Here is a 17,806-nt window from a genome sequence, read left to right on the forward strand (position 1 = left end):
GCGCCACGGGACTTGCAGACTCGCCCGCGCGCCGGGCTATAGCTAGTCGATGACTCCTATTACGACCACCGCGGAACTGGCGGTGTTTTGCAACAAGCTCAAGGGCCAACCGTTCGTCGCCGTGGACACCGAGTTCATGCGCGAGACGACCTATTGGCCCAAGCTGTGCCTGATCCAGGCGGCCGCCGAAGGCGCGGAGGCCTGTATCGACCCTCTGGGTGAGGGCATCGACCTCGAGCCGTTCCTCGAGATCATGCGCGACACCTCGATCCTGAAGGTGTTCCACGCGGCTCGCCAGGACGTGGAGATCTTCAACAATCTGCAGGCTATGCCGGCGCCGCTGTTCGACACCCAGGTAGCAGGCATGGCCGCGGGCTTCGGCGAGCAGATCGCCTACGACGCCCTGGTTCGCCAGATGCTGAAGATCGAGCTCGACAAGTCCTCGCGCTTCACCGACTGGGCGCGCCGACCGCTGTCCGACAACCAGCTCACCTACGCCCTGGCCGATGTGACCCACCTGGCCAGGCTCTATCCGATGCTGCGCGAGCGGCTGGAAAAGGAAGAGCGCCTGGGCTGGGTCACCGACGAGATGACCAATCTCGTCGACCCTGCGCTCTACGACGTGGAGCCGGAGAACGCCTGGAAGCGCCTGCGGCCGCGCAAGCACAATGCCAAGTACCTGGCGGTTTATCGCGCCGTCGCCGCGTGGCGGGAGCGCACGGCCCAGACCCGCGACCAGCCGCGTGGACGAATTCTCAAGGATGAGGCGATAGACGAGGTCGCCACGCAAGCGCCGACCGACGCCGATGCGCTCGACCGGCTGCGCTCGGTGCCCAAGGGCTTCTCGGGATCTCGGTTTGGCCCTGACCTGTTGGCGGCGATCCGCGAGGCGCTCCGCGATCCCGAGGCGTATGCCCCGGTGATCGAGCGCTCAAAGGCGCCGCCATCGCCCGCCGCCGGGGCGGTCGTCGAGCTTCTGAAGGTCCTTCTGAAGGCGCGCGCCGAAGAGGCCGGCGTCGCCTCCAAGCTGATCGCCACCGTGTCCGACCTGGAGCAGATCGCCAACGACGACGCAACGGACAACGCTGCGCTCAAGGGCTGGAGACGCGAGGCGTTCGGCGAGGACGCCCTGAGATTGAAGCGAGGCGAACTGGCGCTAGTCCTGGACGGCGCCCGCGTGCGAGTCGTCGAAGTCCGTCGCGCGCCCAAGGCTGCCAGCGCGGGCTGAGCTCTTCACGATGGGTTCCTGAGGATAAGGCGCGCGCCGTTGATTTCGCCCGGCCTTTCAGGAGGCATACCGACGTTCTCCACAGTCTATCCACCGGCCGTGCCGGGGTCCGCTCACAAGGCCGTTGGCGGGCCTGCTTGCTTCGAGAGGGGACGTTTGCAAATCTGAACTTGCCGAGAGGGACTGCGGCGCGGGGGACCGGGCGACCGGGACGCAAGCGGACAGAAGGCTCACGGGGGTAGGAGGGCTCAGGGCAACCTGATCCGTTCGATCCTGGGGGCAACGAGGACGACCTGAAGTCGAGCTGGGGTGACTCAGCGAAGCGGACGCTCTCTTCGACCTTGAAGGCTCAGATCCCCCAACGGATCTGGTTCCGAGGGCGGTGTTTCGGGAAACCGGGGCGCCGCCCTCTTGCTATGCGCGCTCGGGCAGATGCAGCCCGACTTCGCTCGGGTCGGCTTCGTTGAGCATGGGCTCGCGGGCCAGGTAGCGTCTCAGGTTTTCCAGAAAGAGCTCGTCGCCACGGGCGAGATTGCCGTCCCCGGAGTTGGACGTGTGAGCGCTGACCCGGACCTTCGGGTGGTCCCAGAACCAGCTGTCGGTGGGAAGCGGTTCAGTTGCAAAGACATCAAGGACCGCGTGGGCCGGCTGATCACGAGCCAGCCCCGCCTGCAAGGCCTCCTCGTCGACAAGGCCGCCGCGGCCGATATTGATCAGGATCGCGCCCGGTTTCAGCACCTGGAAGAATGCCGCGTCGCACATTCCACGGGTTTCGTCGTTCAACGCGCACGCCAGCACGACCACGTCCGCATCGGGGATGACCGAGGCCAACTGCGGCAGGCCGATCACTCGGTCGGCCAGCGGATCGGGGGCAGGATTGCGCCGAACAACCGTCAAGTCGACACCGAACGGCTTGATGCGCTTGGCGATCTCGTGGCCGATATTGCCGAAACCGACCAGAACCCAGCGTGTACGGGCGAGCTCTCGATAAGGCGTGTGCTTCCATTCGCGCCTCGCCTGAAGTGCGGCCTGCTCCAGGATCGGCAGCTGCAGGCTGAGCGCGTGGGCGACGACATATTCGGCGATGGGCGTCGCCTGGGCGCTCGACTTCGTGATGCGGACACCCTTCTCCATGATCGTGCGGAACATCGGATTGTCGATCCCGGCGGCCATGATCTGAGTCCAGCGCGGCGCCGGCGTCTTCATGATCCGGCCGAACAGCGGGCCGAGCAGGCCGGAGGTCCAGCTGTCGAGACTCAGCCAGACGACTTCCGGGTCAATATCCTCGACGGCGATCGGCCGGCCATCGCGCTCAAAGGTCTCGGCAGAGAGGGCCGTGATCACGTCGATGGCGGGCGCAATGGCGGCAAGTCGATCGCCGAGCCGCTCTCGCGCCGCCTTGGTCATCAAAATCTGCATCGCTCATCTCAATTCGAGTTTCAATTTCAGCGCCGAGGCCAGGGTCTGGGCGCGGCGGGTGGTCTGCTCGCCCAGCAGCATATCCTCCCAGCCGTCAGCGGCGGTCAGTGTCAGCCGCTCGTCCTGCAGGGTAAGGCTGGATTTCTCCAGCAGGCGCGGATTGCGTCCTGAGAGGTCGCAGCCGAGGCGCACCGCGGCGCCGAGAGCGCGGGCTCTTTGGCGACGCTCGGCGCCGATCACCCGCGCCACGGCCGTAGCTTCCGGCGGCGTCGCCGCTGCGGTGTGCCGCGCAAAGGCCACGCTGGCCAGGAAGGCGCGCTCAGGATGGTTCATGCCGGCGATAGGCGCGCGCAACACCTGCTCGAAGGCGAGATCCGCGCGATGGTCCGGGTGCAGAAGCGCCCCGAGATCTGCGAGCCGGCACGCGGCGGCGACAAGCACCGGATCGCGCACGCCAAACACCGGCGCCAGCCTTTCAAAGGCCGGCGTCAGCCACGCCTCCAGCGCGCCACCCAGCTCCGAGGCGCCCCCACGGGCCGCGGCGAGGGCCTCACAACCCTCGATCAGCGGGTCACGACGCCGCACTTCGGGCGTCATGGCTTCCAGCAGAAGGCCCTCGCGCACGCCGAATGCCGAAATGATCACCCGCTCGAAGCCCAGGCGCTCGATCAGCGCCTCCAGGACCACGGCGGAGTAGGGAAGCGTCTCGATCCGCTTCTTGGAGAGGCCCTGCATGCGCTCGAGCGAGGCGCGCGATTGACGGGCGACCAGGCGCGATACGCTGAGCGCGTCTGCGCGGGACATCTCGTACTGGTGGGCCACGTGCAGCGGGTAGTCGGCCAGTTCCATGTGGAAGAGCGCAAGGTTGCGCCAGGCGCCGCCGACAGCGTGGAATTCCCGGGCGGCGAAGCGCTTGGCGTGTGGGCTCAGCCAATCTTCGATCACGCGGCGGATGCGGTCATTGTCGAGGGGACGTGGTGCGCCGAGCGCGAACGGCCCAAGCGGCAGGGAAACACCTTCTTCGGCCGGAACAGCGCCGTTCAGGGTCACGAGTTCCAGGCTGGACCCGCCGAGGTCGCCCACCACGCCGCCGGCGTCCGGCTGACCGGCGATCACGCCGAGCGCGGCGTAACGCGCCTCCTCCTCGCCGCTCAGCACCCGCACGACGAGGCCGGTCTCCTCGCGAACGCGCTTCAGAAAGGCGGTCCCGTCAGCGGCCTCACGGACTGCCGCAGTGGCCGCCGCGGTGACGTCCTCGGCGCTCCAGCCGTCCAGCGTCGCGCGAAAACGGCGGATCGCGTTCAGCGCGACTTCCACGCCGTCGGGCGAGAGCCGCCCGGTGGTCGGCAGATCGCGTCCAAGGCCGGCCAGCGCCTTTTCGTTATAGACGGTCCAGATTGCCCGGCCATCCAGCCGGTAGATGACCAACCGGACGGAGTTCGAGCCGACGTCGATAACGGCCGCCTGCCTGGACTCGCCCCGGCTATCCCCGCGAGGCCACATGATCGATCGCGCGCGGCATGTCCTTCACCTTCTGCCCTCTACCTGAAAGGCTGGGATTGGTCATGAAATACTCGTGCGCGGAGAAAGCGCTGGGATGATCCCAGGACGGGTCGCGGTGATACTGGCCGCCGGTGTCGAGGAACCAGCTCTGGGCTTCGTCCTTCAGGTTGGCCAACATGATCTGCTGCAGCACCTGCTGGTGCACTGTCGGGTTCTCGATGGGCGTCAAGCACTCGACGCGACGGTCGAGGTTGCGTGGCATCCAGTCGGCCGAGGAGATGAACACGCGGGCCTCGGAGGAGGGAAGCGGCGCGCCGTTGGCGAAGGCGACGATTCGGCCGTGCTCGAGGAAGCGGCCGATGATGCTCTTCACACGGATGTTGTCCGACAGCCCCGCAACTCCGGGTCTCAGGCAACAAATGCCCCGGACAACAAGGTCTATTCCGACCCCGGCCTGGCTGGCGGCATAGAGCGCATCGATGATCTGCGAGTCGACCAGCGAGTTCATCTTCGCCCAGATGCCGGCGGGCTTGCCCTCGGCCGCGTTCGCCGCTTCGCGGGCGATCAGCGCCAGCAGGTCACGTTTCATGGTGATCGGCGAGAACGAAAGCTTTTCAAGGCCTTCCGGCTGGGCGTAACCGGTCACGAAGTTGAACAATCGCGCAGCGTCGCGGCCCAGCGCCGGGTCGGTCGTGAACAGCGACAGGTCGGTGTAGAAGCGCGCGGTGATCGGGTGATAGTTGCCGGTCCCGAAATGGCAGTAGGAGCGCAGGGTGTCGCCCTCCTTGCGCACCACCATCGAGAGCTTGGCGTGGGTCTTGTACTCCACGAAGCCGAAGACGATGTGCACGCCAGCCCGTTCCAGGTCGCGGGCCCACTTTAGGTTCGCCGCTTCATCGAAGCGAGCCTTGATCTCGACGACGGCGGTGACGTTCTTGCCCGCTTCGGCAGCCTCGATCAGGGCGGCGACGATCGGGCTGTCGTGCGAGGTGCGATAAAGCGTCTGCTTGATGGCCAGCACGTTCGGGTCGCGCGCCGCCTGCCTTAGGAATTGCACCACGACGTCGAAGCTCTCGAACGGATGGTGGACCAGAATGTCCTTTTCGCGGATGGCCGCGAAGCAGTCGCCTCCATGGTCACGGATGCGCTCGGGGAACCGCGGCTCGAAGGGCTTGAACTTCAGGTCCGGTCGATCAGCCGGGATAAGCTGGTTCAACTCGTCCAGGCCAAGCAGGCCGTCGATCTTGATGATGTCCTGCGGCTCGGCGTGCAGGCTGGAACAGATGAAGCTCTGCAACTCGTCGGGCATGCTGGCGTCGATCTCGACCCGGACGACCGAGCCTAGGCGGCGCTGTTTCAGCGCAGCCTCGAATTCGCGCACCAGGTCCTCGGCCTCTTCCTCGATTTCGATGTCGCTGTCGCGGATCAGGCGGAAAACGCCCTGGGCCTGGACCTCACAACCGGGAAAGAGGTGGTCGAGGAACAGGCTGACGAGCGCCTCAAGCGAAACGAAGCGCCGCTCGGCACGCTTTCGGCCGGTTCGTTGCGCTGGAAGCTCCCAGAAGCGGGCGACCTGGGCTGGGATCGGCACCAGGGCATAGAGCACCCGCCCATCCGCCAGTCGCCGCAGCTTCAGGGCCAGCGAGAAGGCCAGGTTCGGGATGAACGGGAAGGGATGCGCCGGGTCGATTGCCAGCGGCGTGAGCACCGGGAACAACTGGGACGCGAACGGCTCCTCGAGGGCGTCCAATTCGGCGTTGGTCACATCGGAGGCGGCGACGACGCGTAGGCCCTGGCCGGCCAGTTCGTCGCGGAGTTCGCGCCAGCGGGTCTGCTGGTCGCCCATCAGGTCCGCGGCTTCGGCGTTCACCCGCTCGAGCTGTTCGCTTGGCGTCAGGCCGTCCTGGCTGGTCACCCGCACACGTTCACGGATCTGGGCGCGCAGGCCCGCGACCCGGACCATGTAGAATTCGTCGAGGTTGTTGGCGCTGATCGCCAGAAACCGAAGGCGTTCGAGGAGCGGATGCCGAGGGTTCATGCTCTCCGCCAAAACCCGCCGGTTGAATGCCAGCCAGGAGAGTTCGCGATTGAAGAAGCGAGCCGGCGAGGCCGCCAACTGGCCGTCCCAGAGGAGAGGCGCGTGCGGGATTTCGCTCGCGATGTTGGCGGCGATGGGCTCGGCGTAGCTCATCGAACTGGCTCCGGAGCGGGTGGGGCTCGTAGATTTGAGCCCCGACTGTGACGCGTTCAAGTCTTCAATCGAAATGGTCAAGATTTTCAGTATCGCCCTCAAGGATCTCGCGGGCCAGAACGCGTGACACCGGGCGCATCTGACCGTCTTCGGTCTCATCGAGCCTGCGCACGATCTCCTCCGCCCCGGGGATCGACCGTTCCATTCGCCGCAACAGGTAGGGATAGACATCGTCGTGCGGTCGTATGTTCCGCTCACGGAAGAACTTCCTCAAGACGCCCGAAAGGACTTCGTCATCGGGCGCGGCGATCTCTGCCACTGTCAGGGCGTTCAGTCGCGAGCGCAGGTCGCCAAGCGTGGCGGTCCAGGCAACGGGCGCAATCCGCGCGGTGAGCAATAGGCTACCGCCTTCGCGGGCCGCCAGGTTGATGAGATGGAATAACGCCTCGTCCGCCACGCCCTGGTCCACGTCCTCCAGAAGCGCCGGGCGCCCGGCGACGGCGGCGATATCGGGCGCTTCGCGATCAAGAAGCACCGCTTTCACCTCGGCGGCCCAGGCGCGCGCAAGATGGGTCTTACCGACCCCTTCGGGGCCGACAAGCACAAGCGCTCCGCCCGGCCAGCGCGGCCACGCATCGAGCGCCGCCACGGCGTCGGCGTTGGAGGCCCCCTCGATGAAGGCGTCGCGGGTGTAGGCTGCGGGCCTCTTGAGGCTCAGCCGAAGCTGCCTGGCCATGCGCCTCGTTCAATGCGTCGGATCACCCAGCCACTGTAGCAAGGCGCAGATGGACGGCACACTGGGCTTGCACTCCCATCCCCGGCATTCACATCCCCTTCGGGGCTGTTGACCAAAGACTAGGCGGCCCCGTCGCGCACAGCCCCGCCGACCACCAGGGTCCAACCCTCCGGCTTAAGCAGCTCGATGGGGGAAAAGCGGACCTTGTAGTCCATCTTCTCCGAGCCGCGGACCCAGTAGCCCAGATAGACGTAGGGCAAGCTGGTCAGACAGGCCTGGATCACGTGGTCCAGGATCACGAAGGAGCCGAGGCTGCGCCGGCTCTGGGTGGGGTCATAGAAGCTGTAGACCAGGGAAAGCCCGTCGCTCATCACGTCGACCAGGGCGCAAGCCACCAGATCGCCCGGGCCTCCGTCCCCGGACCTTGTCCGGTATTCGATGATGTGGGTGCGCACGGCGGTGTCTTCGACCATGGCCACGTAATCCGGCCAGGTCATCTCCGCCATGCCCCCGTCAGCGTGGCGGGTGGTGAGGTAACGGCGAAGCAGATCGAACTGCTCCATCGTGGCCTCGGCCTCTACGAGGTGACGTTCGAGGTCCTCGTTGCGGGCGATAGCTTTCCGCTCGGAGCGGGAGAAGACATAGTCCGCGGCCGGCAGGCGAGCCGAGACGCAGGCCGTGCAGGCTTCGCAGGCAGGCCGATAGGCGATGTTCTGCGACCGGCGGAAGCCGACCTGGGTCAGGCTGTCGTTGACCGTCGCGCCATCCGATAGCGGCAGGTGGGCGAAGACCTTCCGCTCATAGCGTTCGGGCAAGTAAGGGCAGGGCGACGGCGCGGTTAGAAAAAACCTGAGCTGCCGGGTCGGGAAATGCTGCGTCACGGACTTGCAGTCGCCTTCGTAGCGATACGCCTTAAGGACGATTAGGCGTCATGCCGCGTCTTGGCGCAAGGCCTCAGGTCTAGAGACCCTGGTCAGGTGGGAGGACCGGCGCTTCGCGCAAGAGCACGATCGCAATCCGGCGGTTGCCCGGAAGGGTCGGATCGTCGGGGTAAAGTGGCTCGGAAGTCGCCTTTCCGGAGACCTGGTAGACCCGATCCGGATCGACCCCTGAGCTTTGCAGAATACGGCGCGACGCATCGGCGCGAGCGGCCGACAGGGACCAGTCGCCCTCCGCCTTGCCGCCTTGTCCCGCGTTGGCGCTGGTGTGGCCGTAGATACTGATTCGATTTGGCAACTGGTTGATGATCTTGGCGATGGCCCTGAGAAGCAGCTTCGCCCGATCGTTGGGCGTCGCGGTGCCCTGATTGAACATCGAACGACCTTCCTGGTCCACGAGCTGGATGCGCAGGCCCTCAGGTGTCTGGTCGATAATGATATTCTTGGAGAGCTCGGCCAGCTCGGGCATATCCTGCAACGCTTGGCGCAGGGACTGGGCGGCCGAGGCGAAGGCGGCCTGCTCACTCTTTTTCTGTTGTTCCTTCAGGACGTCGCTGGCCGCCTGGTCACTGGAGGCGGACTTGGCCCCATCCTTCGACTTGCCGTCGTTGGGGTGACGGGAGTCCGGGCTGGCGTCCTGGACGACCGACTGTGACCCGTTCTGCTTGGCGCCCTCGTTGCCGAGCGCGGTGCCCGCCAGGATGCCGCCTGAGCCGGACGTGGTCGACGACACGCTGGCCGGGGCGAAATAGTCGGCGATGCCGCGTTTCTGTTCCGGCGAGGTGGTGTTGATCAGCCACATCAGGAGGAAGAAGGCCATCATGGCGGTCACGAAGTCGGCGTAGGCGACTTTCCATGCTCCGCCGTGGTGTCCGGGGCCCCCGCTCTTCTTGATGCGCTTGATGATGATCGGGCGCTCACCGCTCATCGACATGGTTCGCCCCGGTGAAGCCTGTTACGAGGCGCGCAAGGTGCGCCGACGCCCGTTAAGATGGCGTTGCGCAGGGTTAAGGAGCTTCTGGAATGAAGGTGGCGTTCGCTGGCGTGGGAGTGATGGGCTTTCCCATGGCAGGGCATCTGGCCAGGGCCGGCCACGAGATGGCGGTTTATAATCGCACTCCGGAAAAGGCTGAGCGCTGGGTTGCGGCGAACGGCGGGCGGGCTGGGGCGAGTGCGGCGGATGCCGCGACGGACGCCGAGGTCTTCGTGCTATGCGTCGGCAATGACGATGATGTGCGCCAGGTCGTGGCCGAGGCGCTGCCGGCGATGGCCCCAGGTGGGATCGTCGTCGACCACACCACGACTTCGGCCGTGGTTGCTCGCGAGATGGCGGCGTTGGCGGCTAAAGGCGCCAAAGGCTTCGTGGACGCCCCGGTGTCCGGCGGCCAGGCGGGCGCTGAGAACGGCCAGCTGACCATCATGTGCGGGGGCGAGCCCGAGGCCTTCGCCAGGATCGAACCGGTGATCGCATCTTACGCCAAGGCGATCCGGCTGATGGGCGGGCCCGGCGCCGGCCAGCTCACCAAGATGGTCAACCAGATCTGCATTGCGGGCGTCGTCCAGGGCCTGGCCGAAGGCCTGCATTTCGCCAGGCGGGCCGGCCTCGATCCCCAGGCGGTCTACGAGGCGATTTCGAAGGGCGCCGCGCAGTCCTGGCAGATGGACAATCGCTGGAAGACCATGAGCGAGGGCAAATTCGACTTTGGATTCGCCGTCGACTGGATGCGCAAGGATCTGGGTCTTGTGCTGGACGAGGCGGCGCGCAACGCCGCAGCCCTCGATATGACTGCATTGGTCGATGGCTTCTACGCCGAGGTGCAAGCGTTGGGCGGACGTCGTTGGGACACCTCCAGCCTGGTCGCGCGCCTGGAGAAGGCCGAGTGATTCTGCAAACCGAACGACTGGCGTTGCACGAGCTGACGCAGGCCGACGCGCCGTTCATTCTGGAGTTGCTGACCAGCCGCGGCTTCATGGACAACATCGGAGATCGGGGCGTGCGCGACCTCGCGGGCGCGGCGGGCTACATTGAGCGTCAGCGCGAGGGCTATGGGGTCAACGGCTTTGGCCTCTGGGGCGCCGATGTGAAAGCCACCGGCGAGCGGGCAGGCATCTGCGGCTTCGTGAAGCGAGAGGGCCTTGAGCATCCGGACGTCGGCTACGCGTTCCTGGAGCGCTTCTGGGGGCGTGGCTACGCCACCGAGGCCGCTGCAGCTGCGCTGGCCTATGGCCGCCAAACGCTTGGGCTGCAGACCATCGTCGCGATTACTGCGCCTCACAACAAGGGCTCGGCCGCGGTGCTGGAGAAAATCGGCATGCGGTTTACGGGCATGGTCACGATGCCCGGCTACGACACCGAAAGCAGCTATTTCACCACGTGAGGACTGCATGGCGATCGCGACGCGCCGGATCACGGCAAACGGCTTCGAGTTTGCGGTGGATGAGGCCGGCGTCGGGGATCGACTTGCCCTTTGCCTGCATGGGTTCCCGGAGAGCCGCTTCTCCTGGCGCTTCCAGCTGCCCATGCTGGCCGCCATGGGCTACCGCGCTTGGGCGCCCGACCTGCGAGGTTATGGCCAGACCGAGCCCAAGCCGCAGGATGTGGCCAGCTATCGGATAGACCGGCTGATGGAGGACGTGGCCGCCCTCATTGACGCCAGTGGCGCCACGTCCGTCACGCTGATCGGCCACGATTGGGGCGCGGGCCTGGCGTGGACGTTCGCGGCCAATCACGTGCGCCCGCTTGAGCGGCTGGTGATCATGAATGTGCCGCATCCGGCGATCATGAGCGCCCATCTGCGCCGCTCCTGGGCCCAGCTGAAGAAATCCTGGTACATGTTCTTCTTCCAGCTTCCTGGTTTGCCGGAGCGGGCCATGACCGCCGCTGACGCGCGGGCTATCCGCAACGCCTTCCATGGCATGGCGCTCGACAAGACGAACTTCACGCCAGAGGTCCTCGACCGCTACGCGGCGGACGCACAACGGCCAGGCGCCATGCGCGGCATGATCAACTGGTACCGCGCGGCCATGCGCGAGCAGGGCAAGCTTGCCGGTCCATGGCCGGTCATCGAAACCCCGACCCTGATCGTCTGGGGCGAAGAGGACGCCGCGCTCGGGATCGAACTCCTGGACGGCACGGACGAACATGTGCGCGACCTCACGATCAGCCGCCTCCCGGGCGTCTCCCACTGGGTGCAGCAGGAAGCTCCGACGGCGGTGAACGCGATCGTGCAGTCATGGCTCGAGGCTCCGCGGGGAGCGCCGGCAGGATCTGGCTGACGAGCAGGGGCGCGATCGGCGCCGCCGGCGAAGCGGCCGGATCGATCCAGAGCAATTCCTCAATTTCCGCCTGGAGGGCGATACGGCCGGCGATCTCGACCAAAAAGGCGCGGCACCGCACGATCGCGCCGGGCTCGTTGGCGGCCTGGGCCTCGAAGTCGCCCAGCAGACTTGCGGCGGTGACTTCGACGCCCAGCTCTTCGCAAACCTCGCGCGCCGGCGCCGTCAGGTCGTCCTCGCCGGGCTCGCGTTTTCCCCCTGGAAGCATGAAGCGGCTCGTGCCGCGTTTTCTGACCGTAAGCAGCCGTCCGGCCGCGTCGTGGACGACAGCGCCCACAACCTCGACGATCATATGAGCGAAACCTTCCTGCGAAAGGCGAGACCATGGGACGCGCGACGCGAGTGCTCACGGGCGGCATCCATTTCGGCGAAGGTCCGCGTTGGCGCGACGGCCGGCTGTGGTTCAGTGATTTCTACGCTCACGCGGTGAACTCCGTGTCCCTGACTGGGGACCTGCGCGTCGAGGTCGAAATCGACGATCAGCCGTCGGGACTTGGCTGGATGCCGGATGGCTCCCTCCTGATCGTCTCCATGCAGAAGCGTCAGGTCCTGCGGCGCACGGCCGACGGCCGCATCTCGGTCCATGCCGATCTCGGCCATATCGCGACCTTTCACTGCAACGACATGGTGGTCGATTCCCGAGGCGGGGCCTATGTCGGCAACTTCGGGTTCAATCTGGACGCCGCGATCGCCGCGCGCGGCGTGGCCGACGTCCTGGCGGACCACCCGACGGCCAAGCTCGCCTACGTAGCTCCCGACGGCCAGACCCGTGTGGCGGCCGATGACATGCATTTTCCGAATGGGCCGGTCATCACGCCGGACGGCAAGACCCTGATCCTCGGCGAGACCCTGGGCGCTGTGCTGACGGCTTTCGATATCGCCGCAAACGGCGACCTCTCGAATCGCCGCGTCTGGGCGCCGACAACGCCTGCGGTCCCGGACGGCATCTGCCTCGACGCCGCCGGCGCCATATGGCTGGCTAATCCCGTTGCGCCGCAGTGCGTGCGCATCGCCGAGGGCGGCAAGGTGCTGGAGACGATCGACACCGGGCAGCCGTGCTACGCCTGCATGCTGGGCGGCGACGACGGCAAATCCCTCTTCATGGTCGTCGCCGACAGCTCCGACCATGCCGAGGCCGCCAAATCCAAGACCGGCAAGATCCTGGTCGCAAGCGTCGATAGCCCGCGCGCCGGCTTGCCTTAGGCCCCCAGCGACCGCGCCGCGCGCGGGGCGAAATAGGTGATGACACCCGCTGCGCCAGCCCGCTTGAAAGCGCCGAGGCTCTCCAGGACGGCGCGCTCCTCGTCGAGCCAGCCGTTCTGCGCAGCGGCCATCAGCATGGCGTACTCACCAGAGACCTGAAAGGCGAAGGTCGGCATGGCGAAGGCCTCGACCACACGGCGGACGATGTCGAGGTAGGGCATGCCCGGCTTGACCATCACCATGTCCGCGCCCTCGGCGATGTCCATGGCGACCTCGCGCAGCGCCTCGTCCGAATTGGCGCTGTCCATCTGGTAGGTCTTCTTGTCCCCAGGATTATCGACCGAGCCGGTCCCGAGTTTCCCGGAACCGATAGCCTCTCGGTAAGGGCCGTAGAAGGCCGATGCATACTTGGCCGCGTAGGACATGATCATCACGTCCTGCAGCCCCTCGGACTCCAACGCGCGCCGAAGAACCCCGCAGCGGCCGTCCATCATGTCGGACGGCGCCAGGATGTCGCAGCCGGCTTTTGCCTGCATCAGACCTTGCTCGACCAGGCGCTCGACCGTGGCGTCATTGAGGATGCGGCCGTTTTCGACCAGGCCGTCGTGGCCGTGGTCGGTGAAGGGGTCCAGCGCCACGTCGCACATGACCCCGACTTCCGGAGCCGCATCCTTCATGGCCTTCACCGCTCGGGCCACGACGCCATCGGGGTCCAGGGCAAGCTTGCCGCCGGCGTCCTTCTTGGCCCCGTCGATGTGTGGGAAGACCGCGATCGCCGGAATTCCCAGCGCCTTGGCTTCCTTGGCGGCCGCTGCGCAGTCCTTCACTGACAGGCGAGCGACGCCCGGCATGGAGGCGACCGGGACCTGTCCGTCTCCCTCGTGCACCACCATCGACCAGATCAGATCCGCCGGGGTCAGCACGGTCTCGCGGACCAGGCGGCGGATCCATTCGCCCTGGCGAAGCCGGCGCAGGCGAAGGGCAGGGTAGGCGGCGAGGGGCGCTTTGCTCATGGTCCGCGCCTTTGCACCCGCAGGGCCGCGTCGCGCAACCCATCCTTTGGGTGACCGTACCGCTGCGGGTCGATGCAATCCACGGGAGATGCGGGATCCGGAGCCGATGGTCCGCCAGAGCCGCAGGGGATCCCTCGGCCCCCTCGGCGCCGGGGCTGCCTGGTCCGTGACGGAAGCTTTGTCCCGGCGGAAACGAGCCAGGAATCCAGACGCTGGCCGGCCGGCGCACCTGGACTTGCGCGCGGCGATTGACAGAGACCGCGACGCGGGCTGAGTCCCAGCCTCATGGATTTCAGCCTCACCGATGACCAGCGAGCGATCGAAAACACCGCGCGCGCCTTCGCCACCACCGAACTTGCCCCGCATTCCGCACGCTGGGACGCCGAGAGCCACTTCCCTGTCGATGTGTTGAGGAAGGCCGCCGAGCTCGGTTTTGCAGGCCTCTACGTAAAGGAGGACGTGGGCGGCTCGGCGCTGAGTCGGCTCGACGCCTCGATTGTCTTCGAGCAGCTCTCCTACGGCGACGTGACGACCGCGGCGTTCATTTCAATCCACAACATGGCGTCGTGGATGATCGACCGGTTCGGCTCGGACGACCTGCGCCGTCGCTATCTCCCGCGCCTCACCACCATGGACCTGATCGCTTCCTACTGCCTGACTGAACCGGGATCCGGCTCCGATGCTGCGGCTCTGGGCACGACGGCGCGCAGGGACGGAGAGGCCTACATTCTCAATGGGTCGAAAGCCTTCATCTCCGGAGCCGGGACTTCGGACATCTACGTCGTGATGGCCAGGACCGGAGGGCCCGGCCCGAAGGGCGTTTCGGCATTTGTGGTCGAGAAGGATGCGCCCGGCCTCTCGTTTGGAGCCCAGGAAAAGAAAATGGGCTGGAAGTCGCAGCCCACGGCGCAGGTCAACTTCGACGACTGCCGCGTCGCCGCGGCGAACCTTATAGGGGCGGAAGGCGAGGGGTTCGGCTTCGCTATGGCCGGGTTGGACGGCGGGCGGATCAACATCGCCTCGTGTTCGCTGGGCGGGGCGGGCCTGGCGCTGGACACCGCCAAGGCGCACCTGGAAACGCGCCGGCAGTTCGGCAATCCGCTGAAGGAGTTCCAGGGTCTGCAATGGCGGCTGGCGGACATGGCCACCGACCTGGAAGCCGCCAGACTCATGGTGCGGCGCGCGGCGCACGCGCTGGATAACCGCGATCCGCAGGCCACCAAGTATTGCGCAATGGCCAAACGGCTTGCGACGGACACCGGCTTCGAAGTGGCCAACCAGGCCCTGCAATTGCACGGCGGCTATGGCTATCTGCAGGACTTCCCGCTTGAGCGAATCGTACGCGACCTGCGTGTCCATCAGATCCTCGAGGGTACCAACGAAATCATGCGCGTGATCACCGCCAGGGAGCTTTTCAAGCAATGAGCGGCGCCGTCCCCAACAGCGAGTCCGAGGTCCTGATCCGTGTCGAGGGTGCGGTCGGACGAATTACGCTGAACCGTCCGCAGGCCCTGCATGCGCTGACCACCAACATGTGCCGGATCATGATCGAGGCGCTGGTCACCTGGATCGACAACCCGATCGTGAAGCTGGTGCTGATCGACCACGCAGGCGAGCGGGGCTTCTGCGCCGGCGGCGACATCCGGATGCTGGCCGAGAGCGGGGCGAGCGACGGGCGGTTGGCGAGGGAGTTCTTCTTCACCGAATACCGGCTGAACGCCCTGCTGCACGACTACCCCAAGACCCTGGTGGCGATCATGGACGGGGTGACCATGGGCGGCGGCGTGGGTATCTCGCGGCCCTGTCGGTTCCGGGTGGCGACGGAGCGGACCACTTTCGCCATGCCGGAAACCGGCATCGGGCTCTTCCCGGACGTTGGTGGCGGCTGGTATTTGCCACGGATGAGCGACCGTGTCGGGTTGTGGCTGGCGCTCACGGGCGCACGGATCAAGGCTGCCGACTGCCAGCTGACCTGCCTTGCCACCGACTACGTGGAGAGCGCCCAGATTCCGGCCCTCAAGGCTGCGATCATCGCCGAGCCGAGTGCGATCGAAACCTTGCTGACCGAGTTCGAGTGCGATGCCGGCCGTCCGAGCCTTGCCGCCCACCAGGACGAGATCGCCCGCCTTTTCGGCGGCGAAAGTGTTGAGGAGATCGTCGCAGCCCTGGAGGCTGCCGATAGTGACTGGGCCCGCGAACAGCTTTTGATCCTGAAGACCAAGTCGCCTCAAACCCTCAAGGTCGCCTTTCGCCAGTTGCGCCTGGGTGGATCGATGAGGAACTTCGCCGACAACATGGCCATGGAGTACCGCATCGGCGCGCGGGTGGTGCAACGCCACGACTTCCTGGAAGGTGTTCGCGCCGTCATCATCGACAAGGACAACGCGCCGCGCTGGAATCCTCCGAAACTGGAGGAGGTCACCGATGAGATGTTGGACAGCATTTTCGCGCCACTGCCTTCCACTGAGGAGTGGACGCCCTTACCTTGACTTCAAGGCGGCGCTTTGAGCTCCGTCGTTGGGAGGAAAACGATGACATCCAAGCTGATGCTGGGGGCCGTGCTGGCCGCCGCCATGGTGTCCGCAGGTGGCGTCTACGCCAAGCCGGACGCAAACCAACTGGCCGCGGTGGCCGACAAGAACCGCCCAGAAGCCGACACCAAGCGCGACGCCGACCGCAAGCCCGCCGAGATGCTCGAATTTGCCGGCGTCAAGCAGGGCCAGACCGTGGTCGACCTGATCCCGGGCGGCGGCTATTTCACCCGAATCTTCGCCAAGGCCGTCGGTCCGAAGGGCACGGTCTACGCCGTGGGTGGCCCGCCGAGGCCTTCACAGGATCCGTCCAAGCCCGCTCCGACCCCGGCGCAGGACACGATCGCGGCGGACCCGAACTATTCGAACGTGAAGTCCATCCATGCGCCGCTGACGGGCGGGCTTTCGATCCCGACCCAGGCCGACGTGATCTGGACGGCGCAGAACTATCATGACGTGAAAAACGTCCCGAACGTCGACATGCTGGCGTTCGACAAGTCGATCTACAACGCCCTCAAGCCCGGCGGGGTGTTCATCGTGCTCGACCACGCCGCCGCGCCCGGCGCCCAAGTCACCAACACGCTGCACCGGATCGATCCGGCGGTCGTGAGAAAGGAAGTCGAGGCCGCCGGCTTCAAGTACGAGGGCGAAAGCAAAGTGCTTGCGAACGCGTCCGACGACCACACCAAGGCCGTCTTCGACCCCGCCCTGCGCGGTCACACGGACCAGTTCATCTACAAGTTCCGTAAGCCAAAGTAAGTAACTGCTATAAAAGGATTTTCATGACCCGGATCGCCTTCATCGGCCTCGGCAATATGGGCGGCGGTATGGCCGCCAACCAAGCCAGGGCGGGTCATGAAGTCCTGGCCTTCGACCTGTCGGCCGCCGCCTTGCAGAAGGCGGTGGCGGCGGGCTGCGCGGCAGCGGGGTCGGCGGCGGCGGCCGTAAAGGACGCCGAGGCGGTTATCACCATGCTGCCGGCCGGCCAGCACGTGCGGGCTGTCTATCACGACGAGATCGCGCCGAACGCTCGACCAGGCTGCCTGATGATCGACTGTTCCACGATCGATGTGGAAAGCGCGCGGGTCGTCGGCGAGAGCATGGGCAAGCTGGGATTTCGCTTCGCCGATGCGCCGGTCTCCGGGGGGACTGCGGGCGCCGATGCTGGGACGCTGGCGTTCATGGTCGGCTGCGCGGAGCCCGACTTCCCTGACATGGAGGCCCTGATCGGACCCATGGCGCGCACGGTGATCCGGGCCGGCGATCATGGCGCGGGGCAGGCGGCCAAGATCTGCAACAACATGGTGCTGGGCGCCTCGATGATCGCGGTTTGCGAGGCCTTCGCGCTGGCCGAGAAGCTGGGCCTCGATCCCGAACGTTTCTTCGACATCGCTTCGAAGTCGTCCGGACAGTGCTGGAGCCTGACCAGTTATTGCCCGTGGCCGGGTCCGGTCCCGGCGGCGCCGTCCAATCGCGGCTACGAAGGCGGCTTCGCCACGGCGATGATGCTTAAGGACCTCAAGCTCGCCCAGGAAGCCGCAGCCAGGGCCGGCGCGGCGACGCCGCTCGGCGCGCAGGCCGAGGGCCTCTACGCCCTCTTCGACAGGCTAGGTGGCGGCGGCAAGGATTTCTCGGCGATTATCGAGCTCTTCCGTGGCAAACCGCCGGTCTGAACCCCACGTAAGTAACCGCCGTTCAGGAAAATTGA

17 protein-coding genes are annotated in these 17,806 nt (G+C 66.0%); 9 read left to right on the top strand and 8 right to left on the bottom strand.

All coding sequences use genetic code 11. The features are described 5' to 3' along the window. Positions 1-49 precede the first annotated feature (49 nt). Positions 50-1,228: a ribonuclease D gene (gene rnd, locus VGI62_RS03615; RefSeq protein ID WP_331503025.1), complete on the top strand. Its 1,179-nt coding sequence runs from the start codon at positions 50-52 to the stop codon at positions 1,226-1,228. 414 nt (positions 1,229-1,642) lie between these two features. Here rnd and VGI62_RS03620 read toward each other — a convergent pair whose 3' ends face one another. The 6 genes from VGI62_RS03620 to VGI62_RS03645 all read right to left on the bottom strand — a co-directional run bounded on the left by VGI62_RS03620 (position 1,643) and on the right by VGI62_RS03645 (position 8,949). Beyond that, positions 1,643-2,647 carry a D-2-hydroxyacid dehydrogenase gene (locus VGI62_RS03620; protein WP_331503026.1) on the bottom strand — a complete coding sequence of 335 codons (1,005 nt, stop codon included), beginning with the start codon at positions 2,645-2,647 and terminating at the stop codon, positions 1,643-1,645. A gap of 3 nt (positions 2,648-2,650) precedes the next feature. Continuing rightward, positions 2,651-4,150: a Ppx/GppA phosphatase family protein gene (locus VGI62_RS03625; RefSeq protein WP_331503027.1), complete on the bottom strand. Its 1,500-nt coding sequence runs from the start codon at positions 4,148-4,150 to the stop codon at positions 2,651-2,653. Beyond that, the gene (locus tag VGI62_RS03630; protein WP_331503028.1) at positions 4,131-6,341 is read right to left on the bottom strand and encodes an RNA degradosome polyphosphate kinase; all 2,211 of its coding nucleotides are present in this window, start codon (positions 6,339-6,341) and stop codon (positions 4,131-4,133) included. The genes VGI62_RS03625 and VGI62_RS03630 overlap by 20 nt, the downstream gene beginning before the upstream one ends. Before the next feature lie 64 nt (positions 6,342-6,405). Beyond that, positions 6,406-7,077, bottom strand: coding sequence for a DnaA ATPase domain-containing protein (locus tag VGI62_RS03635; protein WP_331503029.1), 672 nt, complete (start codon positions 7,075-7,077; stop codon positions 6,406-6,408). A 119-nt stretch (positions 7,078-7,196) separates the two neighbouring features. Further along, on the bottom strand, positions 7,197-7,958 hold the full coding sequence (locus VGI62_RS03640; protein WP_331503030.1) for an arginyltransferase: 762 nt from the start codon (positions 7,956-7,958) through the stop codon (positions 7,197-7,199). A gap of 79 nt (positions 7,959-8,037) precedes the next feature. Then, a complete protein-coding gene (locus VGI62_RS03645) occupies positions 8,038-8,949 on the bottom strand; it encodes a flagellar motor protein MotB (RefSeq protein ID WP_331503031.1) in 912 nt (303 codons plus the stop codon). Positions 8,950-9,038: 89 nt separating this feature from the next. Here VGI62_RS03645 and VGI62_RS03650 point away from each other — a divergent pair, with 89 nt between their 5' ends. The 3 genes from VGI62_RS03650 to VGI62_RS03660 are packed head-to-tail and all read left to right on the top strand — an operon-like array spanning position 9,039 to position 11,291. After that, on the top strand, positions 9,039-9,899 hold the full coding sequence (locus tag VGI62_RS03650) for an NAD(P)-dependent oxidoreductase (protein ID WP_331503032.1): 861 nt from the start codon (positions 9,039-9,041) through the stop codon (positions 9,897-9,899). Then, the gene (locus VGI62_RS03655) at positions 9,896-10,393 is read left to right on the top strand and encodes a GNAT family N-acetyltransferase (RefSeq protein ID WP_331503033.1); all 498 of its coding nucleotides are present in this window, start codon (positions 9,896-9,898) and stop codon (positions 10,391-10,393) included. The genes VGI62_RS03650 and VGI62_RS03655 overlap by 4 nt, the downstream gene beginning before the upstream one ends. Before the next feature lie 7 nt (positions 10,394-10,400). After that, positions 10,401-11,291, top strand: coding sequence for an alpha/beta hydrolase (locus tag VGI62_RS03660; protein WP_331503034.1), 891 nt, complete (start codon positions 10,401-10,403; stop codon positions 11,289-11,291). Here VGI62_RS03660 and VGI62_RS03665 read toward each other — a convergent pair. After that, complete coding sequence (locus VGI62_RS03665; RefSeq protein ID WP_331503035.1) at positions 11,176-11,643, bottom strand: NUDIX domain-containing protein; 468 nt, start codon at positions 11,641-11,643, stop codon at positions 11,176-11,178. The two genes, VGI62_RS03660 and VGI62_RS03665, sit on opposite strands and share 116 nt — an antisense overlap. A gap of 32 nt (positions 11,644-11,675) precedes the next feature. Between VGI62_RS03665 and VGI62_RS03670 the strand changes: the two genes are divergently transcribed. Beyond that, positions 11,676-12,554 (top strand): SMP-30/gluconolactonase/LRE family protein, encoded by an 879-nt coding sequence (locus VGI62_RS03670; protein ID WP_331503036.1) that lies wholly within the window; start codon positions 11,676-11,678, stop codon positions 12,552-12,554. On the opposite strand, the gene hemB is transcribed toward VGI62_RS03670, so the two are convergent. Then, positions 12,551-13,567 (bottom strand): porphobilinogen synthase, encoded by a 1,017-nt coding sequence (hemB, locus tag VGI62_RS03675; protein WP_331503037.1) that lies wholly within the window; start codon positions 13,565-13,567, stop codon positions 12,551-12,553. The two genes, VGI62_RS03670 and hemB, sit on opposite strands and share 4 nt — an antisense overlap. A gap of 285 nt (positions 13,568-13,852) precedes the next feature. Between hemB and VGI62_RS03680 the strand changes: the two genes are divergently transcribed. The 4 genes from VGI62_RS03680 to mmsB are packed head-to-tail and all read left to right on the top strand — an operon-like array spanning position 13,853 to position 17,771. After that, complete coding sequence (locus VGI62_RS03680) at positions 13,853-14,992, top strand: isobutyryl-CoA dehydrogenase (RefSeq protein WP_331503038.1); 1,140 nt, start codon at positions 13,853-13,855, stop codon at positions 14,990-14,992. Continuing rightward, entirely contained in the window at positions 14,989-16,056 is a 1,068-nt protein-coding gene (locus tag VGI62_RS03685) for an enoyl-CoA hydratase/isomerase family protein (RefSeq protein ID WP_331503039.1), read from the top strand. The genes VGI62_RS03680 and VGI62_RS03685 overlap by 4 nt, the downstream gene beginning before the upstream one ends. A gap of 42 nt (positions 16,057-16,098) precedes the next feature. Further along, complete coding sequence (locus VGI62_RS03690) at positions 16,099-16,857, top strand: methyltransferase (protein WP_331503040.1); 759 nt, start codon at positions 16,099-16,101, stop codon at positions 16,855-16,857. Between the two features lie 23 nt (positions 16,858-16,880). After that, positions 16,881-17,771, top strand: a complete 891-nt coding sequence (mmsB, locus tag VGI62_RS03695) for a 3-hydroxyisobutyrate dehydrogenase (protein ID WP_331503041.1) — start codon at positions 16,881-16,883, stop codon at positions 17,769-17,771. The last annotated feature ends 35 nt before the right edge of the window (positions 17,772-17,806 follow it).

This window comes from Phenylobacterium sp., assembly GCF_036495085.1.
In the GTDB taxonomy this organism is placed as follows: domain Bacteria; phylum Pseudomonadota; class Alphaproteobacteria; order Caulobacterales; family Caulobacteraceae; genus Phenylobacterium.

Bases quoted from the DNA above. Each gene is read 5' to 3' on its own strand.
- rnd (WP_331503025.1), top strand. From the start codon at position 50: ATGACTCCTATTACGACCACCGCGGAACTGGCGGTGTTTTGCAACAAG.
- VGI62_RS03620 (WP_331503026.1), bottom strand. From the start codon at position 2,647: ATGCAGATTTTGATGACCAAGGCGGCGCGAGAGCGGCTCGGCGATCGA.
- VGI62_RS03625 (WP_331503027.1), bottom strand. From the start codon at position 4,150: ATGTGGCCTCGCGGGGATAGCCGGGGCGAGTCCAGGCAGGCGGCCGTT.
- VGI62_RS03630 (WP_331503028.1), bottom strand. From the start codon at position 6,341: ATGAGCTACGCCGAGCCCATCGCCGCCAACATCGCGAGCGAAATCCCG.
- VGI62_RS03635 (WP_331503029.1), bottom strand. From the start codon at position 7,077: ATGGCCAGGCAGCTTCGGCTGAGCCTCAAGAGGCCCGCAGCCTACACC.
- VGI62_RS03645 (WP_331503031.1), bottom strand. From the start codon at position 8,949: ATGTCGATGAGCGGTGAGCGCCCGATCATCATCAAGCGCATCAAGAAG.
- VGI62_RS03650 (WP_331503032.1), top strand. From the start codon at position 9,039: ATGAAGGTGGCGTTCGCTGGCGTGGGAGTGATGGGCTTTCCCATGGCA.
- VGI62_RS03660 (WP_331503034.1), top strand. From the start codon at position 10,401: ATGGCGATCGCGACGCGCCGGATCACGGCAAACGGCTTCGAGTTTGCG.
- VGI62_RS03665 (WP_331503035.1), bottom strand. From the start codon at position 11,643: ATGATCGTCGAGGTTGTGGGCGCTGTCGTCCACGACGCGGCCGGACGG.
- VGI62_RS03670 (WP_331503036.1), top strand. From the start codon at position 11,676: ATGGGACGCGCGACGCGAGTGCTCACGGGCGGCATCCATTTCGGCGAA.
- hemB (WP_331503037.1), bottom strand. From the start codon at position 13,567: ATGAGCAAAGCGCCCCTCGCCGCCTACCCTGCCCTTCGCCTGCGCCGG.
- VGI62_RS03680 (WP_331503038.1), top strand. From the start codon at position 13,853: ATGGATTTCAGCCTCACCGATGACCAGCGAGCGATCGAAAACACCGCG.
- VGI62_RS03685 (WP_331503039.1), top strand. From the start codon at position 14,989: ATGAGCGGCGCCGTCCCCAACAGCGAGTCCGAGGTCCTGATCCGTGTC.
- VGI62_RS03690 (WP_331503040.1), top strand. From the start codon at position 16,099: ATGACATCCAAGCTGATGCTGGGGGCCGTGCTGGCCGCCGCCATGGTG.
- mmsB (WP_331503041.1), top strand. From the start codon at position 16,881: ATGACCCGGATCGCCTTCATCGGCCTCGGCAATATGGGCGGCGGTATG.